Source organism: Streptomyces spectabilis (assembly GCF_008704795.1).
GTDB classification, from domain to species: Bacteria; Actinomycetota; Actinomycetes; order Streptomycetales; family Streptomycetaceae; genus Streptomyces; species Streptomyces spectabilis.
Genome location: NZ_CP023690.1, coordinates 1,908,736 through 1,930,000 on the forward strand (window position 1 = coordinate 1,908,736; position 21,265 = coordinate 1,930,000).

Consider the following 21,265-nt stretch of genomic DNA (forward strand, 5'->3'; position numbering starts at 1 on the left):
CGCCCGCCCACCGCGTGGGATCACGCGGTGGGCAGCCACCCCACCTTCCCGGCGAGCAGCGCGTATCCGACGAACGCCCCGATGTCCAGGAGCGAGTGGGCCACGACGAGCGGCCCGACCCGGCCCCACCTGCGGTAGAGCAGGACGAAGACCACACCCATCGCCATGTTGCCGACGAACCCGCCGATGCCCTGGTACAGGTGGTACGAGCCGCGCAGCACCGAGCTCGCCGCGAGGGCGGCCATCGGCGACCACCCCAACTGGTCGAGCCTGCGCAGCAGATAGCCGACGACGATCACTTCCTCGAGGATCGAGTTCTGCAGCGCCGACAGGACGAGCACCGGGTACTTCCACCACACGTCGGGCAGGTCCTCCGGCACCACCGTCAGATTGAAGCCGAGGCCGCGGGCCGCCAGATAGAAGGCGATGCCCGTGGAGCCGATGACCGCGGCGACCGCCGCCCCGCGCCCGAGGTCCGGCCACGGCCGCGTCCGGTCGAAGCCGAGCGCCTTGAGGCCCGAGCCCTCCCGCAGCAGGAAGTGGGCCACGAGCGCGACCGGCACCAGGGCCGTCGTGATGCCGAACAGCTGCCACGCGAGGTCCAGCCAGGGCCGCCCCGGCGCCGCCGAGGAGTTGAGGGTCGCCGCCTGGTCCTTGAGGCCGCCCGGCTTGGTGACCGAGCCGATGAAGCTGATGAGCGCCGACACACCGCTCGCGCCGAGCGACAGGGCGAGGACGAGCACCGTCTCGTCGCGCAGGAACCGCCGCGAGGGCCTCGCCCCGGGAAGGACACCAGCCGTCGGCCCCGGCTCCGCTCGCACTTCTTCCTCCACTGCGTGACCCCGCCTCGTCGCTCACCGCGCCGCCCGTCGCATCGATCGGTACGAGGCCGCGCCTGGGTCGTCAAGCTTGCCCGATGACCGCCGAGGGCGGTCGGCCGACCCGCGCTCACGAGATCACGCACGCCACGGCACGGGCGCGCGCGGGCCCCTCGTCCGCCGAGGAGACCCCCGCTGCGCCGCGCCGGGACGCGTCACCGCACCGGCAGCGCCGGCTCCGGAAGGCCCACCGGCCAGGTGTGCACCGGCTCCCCCGCGTGCATCAGCTCGCAGTACCGGCGCGTGGTGGCCGCGAGGGCCGCCTCGCGCTCCAGACCGCGCTCCAGGGCCCGGTGGTACGTCGCCGCCTGCCAGGACGCGCCGTTGACCCGCCGCCTGCACCGCTCCTCGATCACGCCCAGGTACAGATCGCGGTCGGCGGGCTCCACGCCCCACGCGTCAAGACCGGCCCCGGCGAGCGGCAGCAGCTCGTCGCGTACGAGATCGACGGCCGCCACCCGCGTGAGGCCGCCGTACCGCCCGCGCCGCGGCCACTCCAAGGACGCCTCGATGCCGTGGCGACAGGCCGTGTCGAAGTTCCGGGCGGCCGTCTCGAAGGGCAGCCTGCTCCACACGGGCCGCGTCTCCTCGGCGAGCGCGCGGACCACTCCGTAGTAGAAGGCGACGTTGGCGATGACGTCCGTGACGGTCGGGCCCGCGGGCAGCACCCGGTTCTCCACGCGCAGGTGCGGTACGCCGTCGGCGATGCCGTACACGGGGCGGTTCCAGCGGTACACCGTGCCGTTGTGCAGCGTCAGCTCCGCCAGCTGCGGCACCCCGCCGTCGTCGAGCACGCGCTGCGGGTCCTCGCGGTCGCACAGCGGGATCAGCGCCGGGAAGTAGCGCACGTTCTCCTCGAAGAGGTCGTACGCGCTGCTGATCCAGCGCTCCCCGAACCAGCTGCGCGGCCGTACGCCCTGCGCCTGGAGCTCGGGCGGGCGCGTGTCCGTGGACTGCAGGAACAGCGGCGGCCGCGACTCGCGCCACAGCTCGCGCCCGAACAGGAACGGCGCGTTGGCGCCCACCGCGACCTGGGCGGCCGCGATCGACTGCGCCGCGTTCCACACGTCGGCGAACTTGCCCGGCGTGACCTGGAGGTGCAGCTGCACCGACGTGCACGCGGCCTCGGGCGCGATGGACGCCGACGAGCACCGCAGCCGCTCCACGCCCTCGATGTCCAGGGCGAAGTGCTCGCCGCGGGCCGCCACCATCTGGTCGTTGAGCAGCGCGTAGCGGTCGTCATCGGAGAGGTTCGCGGAGACCAGGTCCTCGCGGTTCAGGGTCGGCAGAATGCCGATCATCACGATGCCCGCGTCCACCTCGTTCGCTTTCCGGTGGGCGTAGGCGAGGGCCGTGCGCAACTCCTCGGCGAGCTGGTCGAGAACACGGCCGCCGAGCCGGTGCGGGGCAATGTTCACTTCCAGATTGAACATTCCGAGTTCGGTCTGGAAATCACGGCTCGCGATGCGCCTGAGAACTTCGGTATTCATCATTCTCGGAGAGCCGTCGGGCCCCGCGAGATTCAGCTCTATCTCCAGGCCCAGCAGGTTCTTGGGCCGGTCGAAGCGCCGCTCGTCGAGCATCCGCCCGAGCGCGTCGAGGCACTGCCGATGCTTGATCCGGTACAGCTGGCGATCGGACAGGTCGTACGATCCCGCCTCGACCTTTTCCCCCATCGCAGCTTCCCTCCTCCGGATGGGCAGCCAGCAACCCGGCCGCTGTGTACGGAGGATGATGCCCCGACGATGTGATCCGTAACGCCCCGCGCGAGCCCGCCGCCCGGTAGGCTCCAGAATGTGCCGTGGGGCACATTCACGAGGCAAGGGACGCGACGCCGCTTTCCCTTCCTCCAGTTGTGGCGAAAAAACCGATGAGAATCGGCCGACCGCAGCCGTGGAAAGTCACGAGGTCACACGCACGGACACGATCCGGAATCAGGAGAAATCCCCCAGAAGCGCGTCCGAATGACGACTTGACCGGCATATGAGGAAGGGCTAGGCGAAACACTTCCTGAACACGTGTCGTATAAACTCCCGGGTTGAGGCAGAGAGTTGGCGCTCGCGGTCCCCCGTCCCCCGGGGCCCCTGCCCCCGCCCCCTCTGCCCCCGAGCAGACAGCGCCGTCCGCACCCGCCCCCCGCTCCACTTGTGCCTGTCGAATGAGAGAGGCGACCCACCATGCCGCTGCATGTTCCCCCGGCTCCCGCGCCCGCACTGCGCAGCGTCCTCACGGCCCTCAGCTCTCCCACCGCCGTCCGCGAGGCCCGTACGCCTTCCCTGCGCGCCGCCCAAGGGCCCGTGAGCCCGGATGTTCCGCTGCCCGTGCACGAGTTGGACCACGCGGCGACGGAGCCCGCACCGGCGACCGGAGCGGCCACCAAGCTCATCGGCTGGCGCTTCCTGATCCGCTGCGGCGAGCGCGCGGTGGCCGCGGCGGAGACGATGCTCACGCCCGACGGCTGGGCGTTCTCGCACTTCTGCGAGGGTCCGTACATCGCGTCCGCCGAGCGCGCGCTGCGCCACGCCGAGGCCATGCCGCAGTCGTACCAGCCGCGCCTGCTGTCCGTACCGGAGCTGTACATGCTCACCTTGTGGCTGCACGGCGACCGCGGCACCGACGCCGCCAGCGGCCCGCTCGCGCCCACCGACATCCTGGTGCCGCTCGCCCCGGCGCCCCCCGGCATCACCGCCCACCGGCCGCACCGCGCCGCCGACCTCCTCCCGGTGCTCACCCACCGCCTCACCCCGGCCCCACTGCTCGGCTCGCCCGCCTGAACCCGGCGCGATTCCGCTTCCGTGCCCCGCCGCCCCCAGGGCCGCGGGGCACGCCCCTGCCCGGAATGCCCATCCGGACTAGCCCACTTCGGCCACGTCGAACCACCCGAAGGGACAGGGGAGTTGAGCTGAACCGTCCGGGCGGGTGATACGTCCTTAAGGCTGTAGGGAGCGCTGCCGCAAAATCCCTGCGGAATCACGTCCGTGGGGCAACACTGGACTGGACCGACCAACCAACGGGGGAACGGGGGCGGCATGACCACCGCATCGAGCCGCAGCACAGACGCGACAACCACCACTTCGCAGCGAAAGAACCCTTCCATGTGCCAGCACCAGCCAGCGTGCCCGACAGCCGAATCCGCCGACCGGGAGGCCGCGCTCCTCATCGCGCACCACCCGGAGCAGGGCTGGAGCCTGCTGTGCAACGGCGTCCTGCTCTTCGAGGACACCGGTGAGCTGCTGCCGAACGGCGAGATCATCGCGCCGCACCGGCCGCTGGGCACCATTCAGGTGATGACGGCCGCCTGAGCCGTCCGCACGGAAGCAGCGCACGACAGACAGTCCAGAAAGAACCCAGGGCCGGCCCGGAAGACACGAAGTCCTCCGCACCGGCCCTGCCTTGTGCCCAGGGGCACCCGGCTCTGGGTGCCGCCCCTCCGGTCAGTCCTCGTACGCGTCCAGGGGCGGGCAGGAGCAGACCAGATTGCGGTCGCCGTACGCCTGGTCGATGCGGCGCACCGGCGGCCAGTACTTGTCCGCGGCCGACACACCGGCCGGGAAGACGGCCTCAGCACGGCTGTAGCCGTGCTCCCAGTCGTCACCGAGGGCGGCCGCGGTGTGCGGCGCGTTCCGCAGCGGGTTGTCCTCCGCGGTCCACTCGCCGCTCGCGACCTTCTCGATCTCCCCGCGAATGGCGATCATCGCCTCGCAGAACCGGTCGATCTCGACCAGGTCCTCGCTCTCCGTCGGCTCGATCATGAGCGTGCCCGCGACCGGGAACGACATGGTCGGCGCGTGGAAGCCGTAGTCGATGAGCCGCTTGGCGATGTCGTCGACGCTCACGCCGGTGGCCTTGCTCAGCGGCCGCAGATCGATGATGCACTCGTGCGCGACGAGCCCGCCGGGGCCGGTGTAGAGCACCGGGAAGTGCGGCTCCAGGCGCTTGGCGATGTAGTTCGCCGAGAGCACGGCCACCTGCGTGGCCCGCTTGAGGCCCTCGCCGCCCATCAGCCGGACGTACGACCAGGAGATCGGCAGGATGCCGGCCGAGCCCCACGGCGCGGCGGAGATCGGACCGACACCGGTCTCGGGACCGGCGGCGGGCTGCAGCGGGTGGTTCGGCAGATACGGCGCGAGGTGCTCGCGCACCGCGACCGGGCCGACGCCGGGGCCACCGCCGCCGTGCGGGATGCAGAAGGTCTTGTGCAGGTTCAGGTGCGAGACGTCGCCGCCGAAGTGGCCCGGCTTGGCGAGCCCCACCAGGGCGTTGAGGTTGGCGCCGTCGACGTACACCTGGCCGCCCGCCTCGTGCACGGCCGCGCAGATGTCGGCGACGTGCTCCTCGAACACGCCGTGCGTGGACGGGTACGTGATCATGAGCACGGCCAGCTCGTCGCGGTGCTTCTCGATCTTGGCGCGCAGGTCCTCGACGTCGATCTCGCCGTCGTCGGCGGTCTTCACCACGACGACCTTCATCCCGGCCATGACCGCGCTCGCGGCGTTGGTGCCGTGCGCGGAGGACGGGATGAGGCAGACGGTGCGCTGGTCGTCGCCGTTCGCACGGTGGTAGCCGCGCACCGCGAGCAGACCGGCCAGCTCGCCCTGGGAGCCCGCGTTCGGCTGGAGCGAGACCTTGTCGTAGCCGGTGACCTCGGCGAGACGTTCCTCCAGCTCGCGGATCAGGGTCAGATAGCCCTGCGCCTGCTGGGCGGGCGCGAAGGGGTGCAGCTGCCCGAACTCCGGCCAGGTGACGGGCTCCATCTCCGTGGTCGCGTTGAGCTTCATGGTGCAGGAGCCCAGCGGGATCATGCCGCGGTCGAGCGCGTAGTCGCGGTCGGCGAGCCGGCGCAGATAGCGCAGCATCGCGGTCTCGGAGCGGTGCTGGTGGAAGACCGGGTGCGTCAGGTAGTCGTCGGAGCGCAGCAGCCCGGCGGGCAGGCCGTCCTCGACGCTCGTGTCCAGGGCCTCCACGTCGGCCTCGACGCCGAACGCCGTCCACAGCGCGGAGAGCTGCGCGCGCGTGGTGGTCTCGTCACAGGCGAACGACACGTGGTCGGCGTCGACCGGGTGGATGTTGACCCCGCCCTCGCGCGCGGCGGCGACCACGTCGGCGGCCTTGCCGGGCACGCGCGCGGTCAGCGTGTCGAAGTACGCGCCGTGCACGATCTCGACGCCGCCGGCCTTGAGGCCCTCGGCGAGCAGCGTGGCGTAGCGGTGGGTGCGCCGGGCGATCGCCTTCAGGCCCTCGGGCCCGTGGTAGACCGCGTACATCCCGGCCATGACGGCGAGCAGCACCTGCGCGGTACAGATGTTGCTGGTCGCCTTCTCACGGCGGATGTGCTGCTCGCGGGTCTGCAGGGCCAGGCGGTAGGCCTTGTTGCCGTCGGCGTCGACGGACACGCCGACCAGGCGGCCGGGCAGGTTGCGGGCGAACTTCTCGTGCACCGCCATGTAGCCGGCGTGCGGGCCGCCGAAGCCCATCGGCACGCCGAAGCGCTGCGTGGTGCCGACCGCGATGTCGGCGCCGAGCTCGCCGGGCGAGGTGAGCAGCGTGAGCGCGAGCAGATCGGCGGCGACGGTGACGACCGCGCCGAGCTCGTGGGCCTGCTCGATGACCGGCTTGATGTCACGCACGGCACCGGAGGCACCCGGGTACTGGAGCAGTACGCCGTTGATCTCGCGCGCGGCGAGGTCGGCGGGGATGCCGTCGCTGAGGTCGGTGACGACGACCTCGACGCCGGTCGGCTCGGCCCGCGTCCGGATGACGGCCACGGTCTGCGGCAGCGCGTCGGCGTCGACGACGAACACGCCGTTCTTGACCTTGCCGACGCGCCGGGAGAGGGACATGGCCTCGGCGGCCGCGGTGCCCTCGTCGAGCAGCGAGGCGCCCGAGGTGGGCAGCCCCGTCAGCTCGGCGACGACGGTCTGGAAGTTGAGGAGCGCCTCCAGGCGCCCCTGGGAGATCTCCGGCTGGTACGGCGTGTACGCGGTGTACCAGGAGGGGTTCTCCATCACGTTCCGCAGGATCACCGGCGGCGTGAACGTCCCGTAGTAGCCGAGCCCGATCATCGAGTCGAGCACCTGGTTGCGGTCGGCGAGGGAGCGCAGCTCGGCCAGGACCTCGGCCTCAGTACGCGCGCCGGGCAGCTCCAGGGCTTCGGCGTTCTTGATCACATCCGGCACGGCGGCGGCCGTGAGCTCGTCCAAGGAGCCGTACCCGACCTGGGCGAGCATCTTGGCGCGGGCTTCTGCATCGGGTCCGATGTGCCGCTGCTCGAACGGAATTCCCTGCTCCAGCTGTACGAGCGGAGTGCGAGGGGTGGCTGTCATTGCGGAGGCCTCCTGGTCTGACACGACCTGCGAGGGGCACCACGGCGCGGGTACCCGGACGGCCTCCCCCTCTGTCATCTCAACCTGAGAGCTTCACAGGCCCGCCAAGGCGGTCCTGCTTTCACCGTCGGTGAGGAAGGGTTCCGAGCGTGCCCGCCCGACGCCCGCCCTGCTTTCCAGAGTGGCCTCGTCCGTGCGGTACAGGGGCCTGAGAGATTCCGGGGAGGAGTTGCTCCTTCGGCGCCTCCGGTGCTGCCACCGAAGAGCTCTCCCGCACGGGGTCAACAGCCGTTTGCCAGCCTACCAGCGCGGTCCGTGGCCGATCCCTCGAGTGGCCGCCCGTCCCGATGTGCTCTTTCGTAGTGGTGACGACCGAAAACCGGATGAGCCCGGATGACTTGCGACCAATTGGAGGGAACGTGCAGACGGATATCGATCCCCGCAATCTCATCGGCCGCAAGGCGTTCGACCGCGACGGCACCAAGATCGGCACGGTCGACGAGATCTACCTCGACGACGCCACCGGCGCCCCGGAGTGGGCGGCCATACGCACCGGTCTGTTCAGCCGCGACGCGTTCGTCCCCCTTGAGCCCAGCGAGCTGGTCAAGGACGGAACCCTGCGCGTCCCCTTCGAACGCGCCCTGATCAAGGACGCCCCGGACTTCGGCGTGGGCCGTCACCTCTCCCCCGAGCAGGAGCTCCAGCTCTACCGCCACTACGGCCTGGACGTGGCACCTCCGCCCCCGCCGGACCACGACTTCGGCCACCGGGCGGACGGGCCGGGCACCTGACGCCTCCCCGCACGAAGTCCTCCCCCGGCTACCCTGCCGCCCCTCCCGCCAGCGGCACCGCGCCCCCGGGGGCCTCCCCGTCCTTTGCCACCACCAACGGCAGCGGATCCGAAGCTTCCAGCTCCGGGTCGTCCGTACGGAACGTCCGCACCCGCCCCGGCGCCGAATCCGGGGTCTCGAACCGCACGGTCACCCGCCCCAGACCACTGCCCTGTACCCATCCGGGCCCGTACACCGCGTGCCGTACGTCGTGCCCAGAGGGCCACCGCCGCTCGGCGGGCGCCACCGGCTCCCCGGCCGCTTCCCCGGCCCCGGATCCCGCGTGGGCCCCGCCCTCGTCGCCCGCGGGCTCCACCGGGACCGCCGCCGTCTCCTCCCCCTCGGCCGCCGGCGCCAGGGACTCGGTCTGCAGCACGGCGTGGGCCTGCGCGAACAGGTCCTCCTGGGTGAAGTCCGCGAGACCGCTCACACCGACCCCGAGGAGCCGCACCCCGCCCGTCGTGTCCACGGACTCCAGGAGCCGCGCCGCCGCCTCCCGCACCACGGCCGGATCGTCCGTGGGCCCCCGCAGCGTCTCGGAGCGCGTCAGCGTCGAGAAGTCGAACCTCCGCACCTTCAGGACGATGGTCCGCCCGGAGTGCCCGGCCGCCCGCAGCCGCTGCACACACCGGTCGGCGAGCCGCGCCACTTCCATCCGCACCCGCACGCGGTCGTGGATGTCCACGTCGTACGTGTCCTCGACGCTGACCGACTTGGTGTCGCGCTCGGCCACCACGGGCCGCTCGTCCCGGGCCAGCGCCATCGCGTACAGCGCGCCGCCGTGGGCCTTGCCCAGGAGCCGCACCAGCTCGTCCTCCCCGGCCTCGGCGATCTCCGCCACCGTGGTGATCCCGGCCCGCCGCAGATGGTCCCCGGTCGCGGGGCCCACGCCGGGCAGCACCCGCACCGGCATCGGCCCGAGCAGCCCCCGCTCCGTCCCGGGCGGTATCAGCACGAGCCCGTCGGGCTTGGCCTCCTCGGAGGCGATCTTCGCCAGCATCTTGGACACGGCGAGGCCCACGGAGCCGGTGAGCCCGGTCACCCGCAGGATGTCCGCCCGCAGCCGCTCCCCCACGGCCCGCGCGGACGCCTCGTCGTCCGCGACGCCGCCCGCCTCCAGATCCACGAACGCCTCGTCGAGGCTGAGCGGCTCCACGAGCGGCGAAAGCTGCCGCAACAACCCCATGACCTGCTCGCTGACCTCCCGGTACAGACCGAAGCGGGGGACGAGGTACGCGGCGTTCGGCGCGAGGCGCCGCGCCTGCCCCATCGGCATCGCCGAGTGCACCCCGAACCGCCGGGCCTCGTACGACGCGGTCGCGACCACACCGCGCGGCCCCAGGCCACCGACCACGACGGCCTTGCCGCGCAGGCTCGGCTTCGCGGCCTGCTCGGCGGACGCGTAGAAGGCATCCATGTCGAGATGCAGGATCGTCGGCGCGGTTCTCACATCACTGATGCTGCCCTACGCCACTGACAACGCCCGTGACCAGCGGCGACGGGCGAGACCGTGCGGCGGCGCGGGCGGGCGCCCACCGAGGGCGCGTACGGGCCTGTGCGCGCCTGGGGCGCGCAGGAGGGGGCCGGAGGACATTCAGGCCTCCGCTCGCCTCTCAGGGCCTCACACAGCGCGATTGCGGCGCTGCGCCAGCTCGTCCCCCGGATGGTTCCCGACGAGGGTCTCCCCCGTGTCGACGCGCTCTCCGTGCAGCTGCGAAAGGGCCGCCTCGACATCACGCCAGACGACGCCCACCGCGATCCCGAAGACGCCCTGGCCGCCCTGGAGCAGCTCGTGCACCTCGCCGGGCGACGTGCACTCGTAGACCGTCGCGCCGTCGCTCATCAGCGTCGTACGTTCGAGGTCCCGAAAACCGCTGTCCCGCAGGTGCTGGACCGTGGTGCGGATGTTCTGCAACGACACCCCGGTGTCGAGGAAGCGCTTCACGATCTTCAGCACGACGACGTCGCGGAAGCTGTAGAGCCGCTGGGTGCCGGAGCCGCCCGCGGCGCGCACGCTGGGCTCGACGAGACCGGTGCGCGCCCAGTAGTCGAGCTGGCGGTAGGTGATGCCCGCGGCCGCGCACGCCGTCGGGCCCCGATAGCCGATGCTGTCGGTCTCGCCCTGTTGCGCCTGGCCTTCCGGTCCGGAGGGGCTGCCGCTACCGTGAACCGGCACCGGGCGCCTCAACGAGGGTTCGGCCGAGCCACCGTGCAGCGGATACGAACCGCCCACCGCTGTACCGTCGCCGCTGCTTCTCACGCCGACCTCCGTCCTTGACCTGCCTTCTCGACGGTAGGCAGTCGCCAGGGGCTCGTCAACGATCGCCACACTCGGCACGCCGAGTGATAATCACCCTGCGAGTGGTTTCCCGTCCCGCACTGCGGGGAAAGGCTAGCCGAATGCTCCGGAGCGGGCCCCTCGGCCACTCCTCGCAGGGACCCTCCGACTCCTCACTGGCTGCTGGTGCCGAAGTCCTCGGGCGAGATCTGGTCGAGGAACTCGCGGAACTTCTCCACCTCGTCCTCCTGCTCGTCCGGGATCGCGATGCCCGCGTCGTCGAGCACGCTGTCACTGCCGAAGATCGGCGTCCCGGTGCGCAGCGCGAGGGCTATGGCGTCCGAGGGACGGGCGCTCACCTCGACCCCGCTGGCGAAGACAAGCTCGGCGTAGAACACGCCTTCCCTCAGGTCGGTGATGCGCACTTCGGTGAGCTCCTGACCGACGGCCTCCAACACGTCCTTGAACAGGTCGTGGGTCAGCGGCCGCGCGGGTGCCATGCCCTGCTGTGCGAAGGCGATGGCGGTCGCCTCCCCTGGTCCGATCCAGATGGGGAGGTACCGGTCGCCTCCCACTTCACGCAGGAGCACGATCGGCTGGTTGGAGGGCATTTCGACCCGGACACCTACGACGTCGAGCTCGTTCACACAGCAACCCTAGGACGTGCCCGGCGGGTTTGGGTAGTCGGGCACCCGTCGAGTCAGCGTGCCCGGACGCCCAGCGCACTGTGCACGAGCGCCGCGTGCAGCCGTCCCGCGAGCCCCGCGAGCTCTTTCGTACGCGCTTCCGCATGGGCCCTGGTCTGCGGATTGCGGTGCCTGCGCAGCGGCGCCACGACCTGGTCGACGAGCGCCGCGTCCCGCTCCGCGGCCGCCTTCATGGCGCGCAGATGGCGTGGCTCGATACCGAACCGCCCCAGCTCGATGACGAGCGCGGCCACGGTCACGGCATCCGCGTCATAGCTGCCGTCCGGCAACGCGGCGATCAGGCCGTACGTCTCCCACTCGGCCAATTGCCCCTCGTCGGCCTCCACGGCCGCGAGCAGGGCCTCGCGCCCCACCCGGGCGGCGGTGCGCTCGTCCTCCGCTACGGCGTCGCCGCCGTCGCGCTGCTGCCCCACCGAGGGCAGCGTGACCTGCTCGCCCCGCTCGAGGGCGTCCAGCTGCTCTCGGATGACCTTCAGGGGCAGATAGTGGTCGCGCTGCATCCGCAGGACGTGCGCCAGTCGCTCGACGTCCTCGGGGCTGAACTTGCGGTACCCGGACGGCGTGCGCTGCGGTTCGATGAGGCCCTCGGACTCCAAGAACCTGATCTTGGAGATGGTGACCTCGGGAAACTCGTCACGCAGCACGTTCAGCACGGCGCCGATGCTCATCAGCCGGTGTTCCGCAGCGGCGGTGCCGTGACCGGCACCGCCCCTCGGTGTGTGCAGCATGGACCTTCCTCGGCGTTCCCCCGGACGGCGTCCGGGAGAGGGTCAGATGCCCCGCTGGCTCGCGTAGAAGACCAGCCGGTACTTGCCGATCTGCACCTCGTCGCCGTTGGACAGGGCGACGGAGTCGATCCGCTCCCGGTTCACATACGTGCCGTTGAGGCTGCCGACGTCGGCGACGGTGAAGCTGCCGTCCGCGGCACGACGGAACTCCACGTGGCGGCGCGACACGGTCACGTCGTCCAGGAAGATGTCGCTCTGCGGGTGGCGGCCCGCCGTCGTCAGATCGCCGTCCAGCAGGAAGCGGCTGCCCGAGTTCGGCCCGCGGCGGACCACGAGCAGCGCCGAACCGAGCGGCAGCGCGTCCACGGCCGCCTGCGCCTCGGGCGACAGCGCCGGGGACAGCGTCTGGCCCGTGGCCTCGGCGTCGTAGGCCTCAAGACCGGAGATGGAGATCGTCGAAGTGGTTTCGGACGGGCGCTCGCTCACCGCTCCGGGCCGCAGCGGCGCGCCGCAGTTGGAACAGAACCGGCTCGCCTGCGCATTGCGGTTACCGCACCTCTGACACACCAGGGCCGACATGGACGGATCCTCCTGCCGCGGCTGCCCCGCTGGGGCGTGGGACGCGTACGGGTCGGAAAACCCTCCACCCGTACCTGAGGTCGACGGATCCCCGAAACCTATGCGGCCGGAAGTAGCAGGGTCAACAGACGACGCGCCCTGTCCGCCCGAAATGTCACCACCCGGACCAGCCACCTGGTCCCGGAACAGCGGGCGCTCGCCCACCTGGGTCTCCGGCACGTCTCCCTGGCGCGGCGCACGATGGCGCGCGTCCTCACGCGCGCTCTTGCCGAACAACTTCGCAAACAACTTCACGGGCGATTCCCCTTGACCGAAACAGACCCGCCCGTGGGGCAGGACGAACCCTGACTGCACACACCGGCGTGCATCGCCAACACGGACATCCTCACAACGTCCGTATCCGCCAAACAGTTTCCACCACGCACCCCGTCCCGGGTGCGCCGACCCCCCGCAACCTCATGCCCTGGACCCAAGACCCGCATGCGCCGCCGCCTCACTGGGAGGACGACCGAGCGTAGTCAGGCCGCTTCGCCGGTCGCAAGGCGTCCACGACGATCTTCTCCGTACGTGCGACAGTGACCGTGGCCTGCTCCTTCTCCAGAGTCTGCACCACCCCACCAGGGATGTTCAGTGCGGGCTCCAGGTCCTGGGGCTTGCCGATGACCTTGAAGCGGTAGGGCTCGGCCACCTTCCGGCCGTCCACCCGCACACCGCCGCCCGCCGCGTCCGACAGATGGGTGCTGGCCACCACCCGTACGTCATTGACCTGAATGGCCTCGGCGCCCGCGGCGCGCAGCTCCTGGATGGCGTCGAGCAGCATGTGTGCCTCCACCGTCCCCTTCTTGTCGTCGATCGTCAGCGTGATGCCCGGCCCCTGCGCGGCCACCGTGCCCGCGAGGATGCCGAGTTGCCGTTCCCTCTCGGCGGTCTGTTTGCGCGCCTCTTCGGCCTGGTCCGAGCTGTTCTCCAGACCGGTGCGCTGTTCTTCGAGGCGCCGCTTCTCATCTTCCAGACGCTGAGTACGGTCATCCAGTTCATCGAGGATGCGAACAAGATCTTCTTGTCGCGCTCCGCGCAGCGCGTCACTGCTGTCGTTGGTGGACCGCACCTGGATCGCGAGACCCAGGCCGAGGACGAAGAGCAGCAGGGCCACGATGAGTTGAGCACGCGTCAGGCGCGGCGGCCACAGCCCCTGCACGAGCCGCTGGCGGCCGGTCAGCGGCGCGGGTCCGTCCCCGGCGCCCGGCGCTCCGTCCCCGCCCCTCCCGGGCGTCACCGGGACCTCGGGGGGCAGTTCCCCGCTCCGGCCCTCGCCGGGCGTGTCGTCCCCGTTCGCGGGGCTCGTCGAGCTCATCGGCATCACGCCCGGAAGACATGCCGGCGGATGGCCGCGGCGTTGGAGAAGATGCGGATCCCGAGGACGACCACGACGCCCGTCGACAGCTGGGCACCCACGCCGAGCTTGTCCCCCAGGAAGACGATCAGCGCGGCCACCACCACGTTGGACAGGAACGACACCACGAAGACCTTGTCGTCGAAGATCCCGTCGAGCATCGCCCGCAGACCTCCGAACACCGCGTCGAGCGCCGCCACCACGGCGATCGGAAGATAAGGCTCCACCACCGCGGGAACCTCGGGCCGGACCAACAATCCGGCCACGACTCCCACGACGAGGCCCAGTACCGCGATCACGATGTGCCCTTTCCTGCTTTCGGCTCTGCTGTACGTACGGTCACACTGGGCGCTGCCGGCAGCCGGAGGTCGTCGGCCACGGAGATGCTGGTCCGGATGCCGAAGTTCTCCTGCAGAGCATGCAGATACTGACCGTCGGGGCTGTTCTGGAACCTGGTGCTCAGCTGTTGCCCCTGGCCCACCGCCAGCACCGTATACGGAGGCACCAGCGGCTTGTTGTCGACCAGTATCGCGTCACCGGCCGCCCTGATCGCCGACAGCGCGGTCAGCCGCTGGTCGTTGATGGCGATCGCCTCGGCGCCGGACTGCCACAGCCCGTTGACGACACGCTGCATGTCGCGGTCACGCACCCGGCCGGTGTCCGAGAACCCGTCGCTCTCCCGGGGCCCGCCGCCACCCTGGTCGGCCTGCTTCTTGTCGTTGACGACGAGCCGCACCCCCGGCCCTTGCACGGGCGTGGCACCGGAGAGCAGCGACACCAACTCGGCCTGGCCGCCGCCGTGTTTCCGCAGCGCGGCACGCTGCCGCGCGCTCACGTCGTTGCGCAGGTCGTCGACCTCGTCCTCGAGCTCGTCCGCGTCCGCCGTCGCCGACTCGACCCGGTCGATCAGCTCGGCGCGCTCCTTGGCGAGCACGGGCGCCGCTATCCGCGCCTGGGCGGCCCCGACGGTCACGACAAGCGCGGCCAGGACCAGACCCGCCGCGAGCCCCAGCTTCGCCCGGAGGGTCTTCGGCACACCACCCGTGCCGGATTCCCTCTTGCGGGCGGCGGCTTCCGCGTACCCCTCGTCCAGGCTGTGGTCCATGACGGTGGTGAGCAGCGACATGGAGGCGTCCGGGCGCGAGGGTCGCGAGACGGTGCTCCGAACGGGGGGCTGCTGCGGCATGCCGCACATCGTCGCACGTCGCGGGCGCTACCTCCGAATGGCCCCACCGGTGTGCCGGACCGCACCACTTACGGGTTCGGCCCGGCACACCCGCACGCTCAGCGCCCGGCGCCGTCCACGACCGCCGACCACTCGTCAAGCAGAGCTTGAGCCGAAGCGTCGTCGGGCCCTTCGGCCCACAGATGGGTGACCGCTTCCGCCGGATCCGGCAGCACCAGCACCCAGCGCCCGTCTGCCTCCACCACCCGTACGCCGTCGGTGGTGTCCACGGACCGGTCGCCCGCGGCCTCCACCACGCTCCGCATCACCAGGCCCTTGACCGCCCACGGCGTGGCGATGTCGCGCCGCTGCACATGCGCGCGCGGGATGCGGGCGTCGATCTGGCTGAGAGTGAGCTGCGTGCGCGCCACCAGACCGATGAGCCGTACGAACGCCGCCGTGCCGTCGAAAACGCTGCTGAACTCCGGCACGATGAAGCCGCCGCGCCCGTCACCACCGAAGATCGTCGAATCGCCGCGCCCGACCCGGGTCAGGTCGTCCGGCGACGTGGTCGTCCAGTCGACCTGCGTGCCGTGGTACGCCGCCACCTGCTCGGCGATGCGCGTCGTCGTCACCGGCAGCGCCACGCGGCCGCTGCGCCGCTCCGCGGCCACCAGGTCCAGCATCACCAGGAGCGCCCGGTCGTCCTCGACGATCCGCCCCTTCTCGTCCACGAGCGAAAGGCGCTCGCCGACCGGGTCGAACCGCACGCCGAAGGCGGCCCGCGCCGACGCCACGATCTCCCCCAGCCGTACGAGCCCGGACCTGCGCGCGTCGGACGACTCGGTGGGCCGCGACTCGTCGAGGCCGGGGTTGATCGTCAGCGCGTCGACGCCGAGCTTGCCGAGCAGGCTGGGCAGGACGAGCCCGGCGCTGCCGTTGGAGGCGTCGACGACGACCTTCAGCTCCGCCTCCGCGATCCCCGTCGTATCCACGTTCCGCAGCAGCGACCCGGTGTACGAGTCGAAGACGCTGGAGGGGAAGTGCAGGTCCCCGATCTCCCCGGGGAAGGCCCGCCGGTACTCCTGGCGTGCGTACACCCGGTCGAGCTTGCGCTGCTTCGCCTGGGAGAGGTCGGCTCCCTCTCCGTCGAAGAACATGATGTCGACGGAGTCCGGCACCCCGGTCGTCGTACGGATCATGATCCCGCCGGCGCTCCCCCGCGCCGTCTGCTGCCGCGCCACCGGCAGCGGCACGTTCTCCAGGTCCCGTACGTCGATGGCGCTGGCCTGCAGCGCGGAGATGACCGCCCGCTTGAGCGCCCGGGCACCACGGGAGTGATCGCGGGCCGTGGTGACCGTGGAGCCCTTCTTCAGGGTCGTCGCATACGCTCCTGCGAGCCGCACCGCGAGTTCCGGCGTGATCTCCACGTTGAGGATCCCGGACACGCCGCGGGCTCCGAAGAGGTGCGCCTGGCCGCGGGACTCCCAGATGACCGAGGTGTTGACGAACGCGCCGGCTTCGATCGTCTTGAACGGATAGACCCGTACATTCCCTTGGACGATCGATTCCTCACCGACGAGGCACTCGTCGCCGATGACGGCTCCGTCCTCGATGCGGGCGGCCCGCATGATGTCGGTGTTCTTGCCGACGACGCAGCCGCGCAGATTGCTGTGCTGCCCGATGTACACGTTGTCGTGGACCACGGCCTTGTGCAGAAAGGCTCCGCTCTTCACGACGACGTTCGAGCCCACGACGGTGTGCTCACGGATCTCGACGTCGGCCTCGATCTTCGCGTAGTCACCGACGTAGAGCGGGCCGCGGAGGACGGCGTCGGGGTGCACCTCGGCGCCTTCGGCGACCCATACTCCGGGCGAGATCTCGAAGCCGTCGAGTTCGACGTCGACCTTGCCTTCGAGGACGTCGGCCTGCGCCTTGACGTAGCTTTCGTGGGTACCGACGTCTTCCCAGTAGCCCTCGGCGACATAGCCGTAGACCGGCTTGCCTTCCTTCATGAGCTGCGGGAACACGTCCCCGGACCAGTCCACGGGCACATCGGCCTCGACGTAGTCGAAGACCTCGGGCTCCATGACGTAGATGCCCGTGTTCACCGTGTCGGAGAAGACCTGGCCCCAGGTCGGCTTCTCCAGGAAGCGCTCGACCTTGCCCTCTTCGTCGACGATGGTGATGCCGAATTCCAGCGGATTGGGAACGCGCGTCAGACAGACGGTGACCAGCGCGCCCTTCTCCTTGTGAAAGCTGATCAGGTCGGTGAGGTCGAAGTCGGTCAGAGCGTCACCGGAGATGACGAGGAAGGCGTCGTCCTTCAGCGCCTCCTCGGCGTTCTTCACACTGCCGGCGGTGCCGAGTGGCTTCTCCTCATTCGCATAGGTGAGCTCCATTCCGAGCTCTTCACCGTCGCCGAAGTAGTTCTTGACGAGAGATGCCAGGAACTGCACTGTCACTACGGTCTCGGTGAGCCCGTGCCTTTTCAGCAGGCGCAGCACGTGCTCCATGATCGGCCGGTTGGCCACCGGCAGGAGCGGCTTGGGCATGCTCGAGGTCATGGGGCGCAGGCGTGTGCCTTCGCCTCCGGCCATCACGACGGCCTTCATGTCGGAAACGTCCTCCTTGATAGGTGACGATCTAGCCGACTCAGCCTGCCGATATTGGCCCGTTCAGGTCTCGTACGGGCCCGCAAGCCGCTACAGCTGCCTTACCGGCTAGCTCAATCGGCCATGGCATCCGCCTTGACAAGTCGGCGGACTTGAACCACGTAGAGGATCCCTGCCCACCAGTACAGCGTTGTACCCCATCCGGCGAACGCCCATCCGAAAATACCAGCGAGCGTGTAGAACCAGCCAGTTCCGTCGCTGAGGAGAAGCAGCGGAAAGGCGTACATCAGGTTGAAGGTGGCGGCCTTGCCCAGGAAGTTCACCTGCGGCGGCGGATAGCCGTGTCGCCTGAGGATCCAGACCATCACCAGCAGAACCAGCTCGCGCAGCAGAAGCACGCCGGTCAGCCACAGCGGGAGAATCTCCCGCCATGTCAGGCCCACCAGTGTCGACAGGATGTAGAGCCGGTCGGCCGCGGGGTCGAGGATCCGGCCGAGACTGCTGATCTGGTTCCACCGGCGGGCGAGCTTCCCGTCCAGGTAGTCGCTGACTCCGCTGAACGCCAGGACGAGCAGCGCCCAGCCGTCGCTCTTCGGGCCGCCGAACTCCGGCCTGAGGATCAGCCACAGGAAGAGGGGCACGCCGACGAGGCGCGCCATGCTGAGGATGTTGGGGATGGTGAGGACCCGGTCCGTCTGGACACGCGTCTCTTGGACCTCCACCCGGGGGCCTCCTGTGAACGAGCCAATGATGCCCCCAGACCTTACCGTCAGTTGCCGGGTGCCAGTGCGGAGGGGTGGTCTCGACGGACAACGCAAGAAAGCCGTGCTCCCCGAGTCTTTCGACTCAAGGAACACGGCTTTCCCTAAAAGGAGTTCGGCGGCGTCCTACTCTCCCACAGGGTCCCCCCTGCAGTACCATCGGCGCTGTAAGGCTTAGCTTCCGGGTTCGGAATGTAACCGGGCGTTTCCCTCACGCTATGACCACCGAAACACTATGAAACTGTGAACTACCGCACCACACGCATTGAAGGTGTGGGGTTGTTCGTGGTTTCAGAACCAACACAGTGAACGCGAGCAACTGAGGACAAGCCCTCGGCCTATTAGTACCAGTCAACTCCACCCGTTACCAGGCTTCCATATCTGGCCTATCAACCCAGTCGTCTACTGGGAGCCTTACCCCATCAAGTGGGTGGGAGTCCTCATCTCGAAGCAGGCTTCCCGCTTAGATGCTTTCAGCGGTTATCCTTTCCGAACGTAGCCAACCAGCCATGCCCTTGGCAGGACAACTGGCACACCAGAGGTTCGTCCGTCCCGGTCCTCTCGTACTAGGGACAGCCCTTCTCAAGACTCCTGCGCGCACAGCGGATAGGGACCGAACTGTCTCACGACGTTCTAAACCCAGCTCGCGTACCGCTTTAATGGGCGAACAGCCCAACCCTTGGGACCGACTCCAGCCCCAGGATGCGACGAGCCGACATCGAGGTGCCAAACCATCCCGTCGATATGGACTCTTGGGGAAGATCAGCCTGTTATCCCCGGGGTACCTTTTATCCGTTGAGCGACGGCGCTTCCACAAGCCACCGCCGGATCACTAGTCCCGACTTTCGTCCCTGCTCGACCCGTCAGTCTCACAGTCAAGCTCCCTTGTGCACTTACACTCAACACCTGATTACCAACCAGGCTGAGGGAACCTTTGGGCGCCTCCGTTACCCTTTGGGAGGCAACCGCCCCAGTTAAACTACCCATCAGACACTGTCCCTGATCCGGATCACGGACCCAGGTTAGACATCCAGCACGACCAGAGTGGTATTTCAACGGCGACTCCACGAACACTGGCGTGCCCGCTTCACAGTCTCCCACCTATCCTACACAAGCCGAACCGAACACCAATATCAAACTGTAGTAAAGGTCCCGGGGTCTTTCCGTCCTGCTGCGCGAAACGAGCATCTTTACTCGTAGTGCAATTTCACCGGGCCTATGGTTGAGACAGTCGAGAAGTCGTTACGCCATTCGTGCAGGTCGGAACTTACCCGACAAGGAATTTCGCTACCTTAGGATGGTTATAGTTACCACCGCCGTTTACTGGCGCTTAAGTTCTCAGCTTCGCCCCACCGAAATGGAGCTAACCGGTCCCCTTAACGTTCCAGCACCGGGCAGGCGTCAGTCCGTATACATCGCCTTACGGCTTCGCACGGACCTGTGTTTTTAGTAAACAGTCGCTTCTCGCTGGTCTCTGCGGCCACCCCCAGCTCAGAGTGTAAAACTCGTCACCGGGTGTGGCCCCCCTTCTCCCGAAGTTACGGGGGCATTTTGCCGAGTTCCTTAACCATAGTTCACCCGAACGCCTCGGTATTCTCTACCTGACCACCTGAGTCGGTTTAGGGTACGGGCCGCCATGAAACTCGCTAGAGGCTTTTCTCGACAGCATAGGATCATCCACTTCACCACAATCGGCTCGGCATCAGGTCTCAGCCTCAATGTGTGACGGATTTGCCTATCACACGGCCTACACCCTTACCCCGGGACAACCACCGCCCGGGCTGGACTACCTTCCTGCGTCACCCCATCGCTTACCTACTACCACCTTGGGTCGGCGGCTCCACCACTTTCCTTTCCCCGAAGGGTCCGGAACGGCTTCACGGCCTTAGCATTAATGGGCTCGATACTGGGCGTTTCAAAGCGGGTACCGGAATATCAACCGGTTATCCATCGACTACGCCTGTCGGCCTCGCCTTAGGTCCCGACTTACCCTGGGCAGATCAGCTTGACCCAGGAACCCTTAGTCAATCGGCGCACACGTTTCTCACGTATGTATCGCTACTCATGCCTGCATTCTCACTCGTGAACCGTCCACCACTGCCTTCCGGCGCAGCTTCACCCGGCACACGACGCTCCCCTACCCATCCCAGCGGGCGTTGGCCCTCATGCTGGAATGACACGACTTCGGCGGTACGCTTGAGCCCCGCTACATTATCGGCGCGGAATCACTAGACCAGTGAGCTATTACGCACTCTTTCAAGGGTGGCTGCTTCTAAGCCAACCTCCTGGTTGTCTCTGCGACTCCACATCCTTTCCCACTTAGCGTACGCTTAGGGGCCTTAGTCGATGCTCTGGGCTGTTTCCCTCTCGACCATGGAGCTTATCCCCCACAGTCTCACTGCCGCGCTCTCACTTACCGGCATTCGGAGTTTGGCTAAGGTCAGTAACCCGGTAGGGCCCATCGCCTATCCAGTGCTCTACCTCCGGCAAGAAACACACGACGCTGCACCTAAATGCATTTCGGGGAGAACCAGCTATCACGGAGTTTGATTGGCCTTTCACCCCTAACCACAGGTCATCCCCCAGGTTTTCAACCCTGGTGGGTTCGGCCCTCCACGAAGTCTTACCTCCGCTTCAGCCTGCCCATGGCTAGATCACTCCGCTTCGGGTCTTGGGCGCGCTACTCAATCGCCCTATTCGGACTCGCTTTCGCTACGGCTTCCCCACACGGGTTAACCTCGCAACACACCGCAAACTCGCAGGCTCATTCTTCAAAAGGCACGCAGTCACGACGCAAGGAGCAAGCTCCCTGCGCGACGCTCCCACGGCTTGTAGGCACACGGTTTCAGGTACTATTTCACTCCGCTCCCGCGGTACTTTTCACCATTCCCTCACGGTACTATCCGCTATCGGTCACCAGGGAATATTTAGGCTTAACGGGTGGTCCCGCCAGATTCACACGGGATTTCTCGGGCCCCGTGCTACTTGGGTGTCTCTCAAACGAGCCG

At 68.5% G+C, this 21,265-nt stretch carries 16 protein-coding genes, 2 rRNA genes and 1 riboswitch (1 of these 19 cut by a window edge); of the genes, 3 read left to right on the top strand and 15 right to left on the bottom strand.

Annotation, left to right across the window (positions count from 1 at the left end; all coding sequences use genetic code 11):
- Positions 1-20 precede the first annotated feature (20 nt).
- Positions 21-821 carry a CPBP family intramembrane glutamic endopeptidase gene (locus CP982_RS08055; RefSeq protein ID WP_150509894.1) on the bottom strand — a complete coding sequence of 267 codons (801 nt, stop codon included), beginning with the start codon at positions 819-821 and terminating at the stop codon, positions 21-23.
- Positions 822-1,033: 212 nt separating this feature from the next.
- The gene (locus CP982_RS08060; protein ID WP_150509895.1) at positions 1,034-2,554 is read right to left on the bottom strand and encodes a glutamate-cysteine ligase family protein; all 1,521 of its coding nucleotides are present in this window, start codon (positions 2,552-2,554) and stop codon (positions 1,034-1,036) included.
- 501 nt (positions 2,555-3,055) lie between these two features.
- Here CP982_RS08060 and CP982_RS08065 point away from each other — a divergent pair.
- Together CP982_RS08065 and CP982_RS08070 are read left to right on the top strand one after the other, a co-directional pair.
- Positions 3,056-3,652 carry a hypothetical protein gene (locus tag CP982_RS08065; RefSeq protein WP_150509896.1) on the top strand — a complete coding sequence of 199 codons (597 nt, stop codon included), beginning with the start codon at positions 3,056-3,058 and terminating at the stop codon, positions 3,650-3,652.
- Positions 3,653-3,973: 321 nt separating this feature from the next.
- Positions 3,974-4,180 carry a DUF5999 family protein gene (locus CP982_RS08070; protein WP_278192600.1) on the top strand — a complete coding sequence of 69 codons (207 nt, stop codon included), beginning with the start codon at positions 3,974-3,976 and terminating at the stop codon, positions 4,178-4,180.
- A gap of 132 nt (positions 4,181-4,312) precedes the next feature.
- On the opposite strand, the gene gcvP is transcribed toward CP982_RS08070, so the two are convergent.
- Positions 4,313-7,201, bottom strand: coding sequence for an aminomethyl-transferring glycine dehydrogenase (gene gcvP / locus CP982_RS08075; protein WP_150509898.1), 2,889 nt, complete (start codon positions 7,199-7,201; stop codon positions 4,313-4,315).
- A 186-nt stretch (positions 7,202-7,387) separates the two neighbouring features.
- A riboswitch (glycine riboswitch) is annotated at positions 7,388-7,485 on the bottom strand.
- 135 nt (positions 7,486-7,620) lie between these two features.
- On the opposite strand from gcvP, the gene CP982_RS08080 reads away from it, so the two are divergent.
- Positions 7,621-7,992, top strand: a complete 372-nt coding sequence (locus CP982_RS08080) for a PRC-barrel domain-containing protein (RefSeq protein ID WP_150509899.1) — start codon at positions 7,621-7,623, stop codon at positions 7,990-7,992.
- Between the two features lie 28 nt (positions 7,993-8,020).
- Here the strand turns inward: CP982_RS08080 and CP982_RS08085 are convergent, their stop codons facing one another.
- The 12 genes from CP982_RS08085 to CP982_RS08140 form a co-directional block, all read right to left on the bottom strand.
- Positions 8,021-9,481 (bottom strand): DNA polymerase IV, encoded by a 1,461-nt coding sequence (locus CP982_RS08085; RefSeq protein ID WP_150509900.1) that lies wholly within the window; start codon positions 9,479-9,481, stop codon positions 8,021-8,023.
- Between the two features lie 171 nt (positions 9,482-9,652).
- Positions 9,653-10,369 carry a MerR family transcriptional regulator gene (locus tag CP982_RS08090; protein WP_372503336.1) on the bottom strand — a complete coding sequence of 239 codons (717 nt, stop codon included), beginning with the start codon at positions 10,367-10,369 and terminating at the stop codon, positions 9,653-9,655.
- A 113-nt stretch (positions 10,370-10,482) separates the two neighbouring features.
- Complete coding sequence (locus CP982_RS08095; RefSeq protein ID WP_150509902.1) at positions 10,483-10,956, bottom strand: bifunctional nuclease family protein; 474 nt, start codon at positions 10,954-10,956, stop codon at positions 10,483-10,485.
- Positions 10,957-11,009: 53 nt separating this feature from the next.
- The gene (ftsR, locus tag CP982_RS08100) at positions 11,010-11,744 is read right to left on the bottom strand and encodes a transcriptional regulator FtsR (protein ID WP_150509903.1); all 735 of its coding nucleotides are present in this window, start codon (positions 11,742-11,744) and stop codon (positions 11,010-11,012) included.
- Between the two features lie 42 nt (positions 11,745-11,786).
- On the bottom strand, positions 11,787-12,734 hold the full coding sequence (locus CP982_RS08105; protein ID WP_150509904.1) for an FHA domain-containing protein: 948 nt from the start codon (positions 12,732-12,734) through the stop codon (positions 11,787-11,789).
- An 82-nt stretch (positions 12,735-12,816) separates the two neighbouring features.
- A complete protein-coding gene (locus tag CP982_RS08110) occupies positions 12,817-13,677 on the bottom strand; it encodes a DUF881 domain-containing protein (RefSeq protein ID WP_150509905.1) in 861 nt (286 codons plus the stop codon).
- 5 nt (positions 13,678-13,682) lie between these two features.
- Positions 13,683-14,015, bottom strand: a complete 333-nt coding sequence (locus CP982_RS08115) for a small basic family protein (RefSeq protein ID WP_003988855.1) — start codon at positions 14,013-14,015, stop codon at positions 13,683-13,685.
- Positions 14,012-14,911: a DUF881 domain-containing protein gene (locus tag CP982_RS08120; RefSeq protein ID WP_150509906.1), complete on the bottom strand. Its 900-nt coding sequence runs from the start codon at positions 14,909-14,911 to the stop codon at positions 14,012-14,014. Before CP982_RS08120 ends, CP982_RS08115 begins: the two co-directional genes overlap by 4 nt.
- An 89-nt stretch (positions 14,912-15,000) precedes the next feature.
- Positions 15,001-17,496, bottom strand: a complete 2,496-nt coding sequence (locus CP982_RS08125; protein ID WP_150509907.1) for a mannose-1-phosphate guanyltransferase — start codon at positions 17,494-17,496, stop codon at positions 15,001-15,003.
- Between the two features lie 113 nt (positions 17,497-17,609).
- Positions 17,610-18,218: a cardiolipin synthase ClsA gene (gene clsA, locus CP982_RS08130; RefSeq protein ID WP_150509908.1), complete on the bottom strand. Its 609-nt coding sequence runs from the start codon at positions 18,216-18,218 to the stop codon at positions 17,610-17,612.
- A gap of 152 nt (positions 18,219-18,370) precedes the next feature.
- Positions 18,371-18,487 (bottom strand): 5S ribosomal RNA (gene rrf / locus CP982_RS08135).
- A 91-nt stretch (positions 18,488-18,578) separates the two neighbouring features.
- Positions 18,579-21,265 (bottom strand): 23S ribosomal RNA (locus CP982_RS08140) (it continues 436 nt past the right edge of the window).

Excerpts from the sequence above, each read along its gene's own strand:
- gcvP (WP_150509898.1), bottom strand. The coding sequence starts at position 7,201 with ATGACAGCCACCCCTCGCACTCCGCTCGTACAGCTGGAGCAGGGAATT.
- CP982_RS08060 (WP_150509895.1), bottom strand. The coding sequence starts at position 2,554 with ATGGGGGAAAAGGTCGAGGCGGGATCGTACGACCTGTCCGATCGCCAG.
- CP982_RS08070 (WP_278192600.1), top strand. The coding sequence starts at position 3,974 with ATGTGCCAGCACCAGCCAGCGTGCCCGACAGCCGAATCCGCCGACCGG.
- CP982_RS08120 (WP_150509906.1), bottom strand. The coding sequence starts at position 14,911 with ATGTGCGGCATGCCGCAGCAGCCCCCCGTTCGGAGCACCGTCTCGCGA.
- ftsR (WP_150509903.1), bottom strand. The coding sequence starts at position 11,744 with ATGCTGCACACACCGAGGGGCGGTGCCGGTCACGGCACCGCCGCTGCG.
- CP982_RS08110 (WP_150509905.1), bottom strand. The coding sequence starts at position 13,677 with ATGAGCTCGACGAGCCCCGCGAACGGGGACGACACGCCCGGCGAGGGC.
- CP982_RS08125 (WP_150509907.1), bottom strand. The coding sequence starts at position 17,496 with ATGAAGGCCGTCGTGATGGCCGGAGGCGAAGGCACACGCCTGCGCCCC.
- CP982_RS08065 (WP_150509896.1), top strand. The coding sequence starts at position 3,056 with ATGCCGCTGCATGTTCCCCCGGCTCCCGCGCCCGCACTGCGCAGCGTC.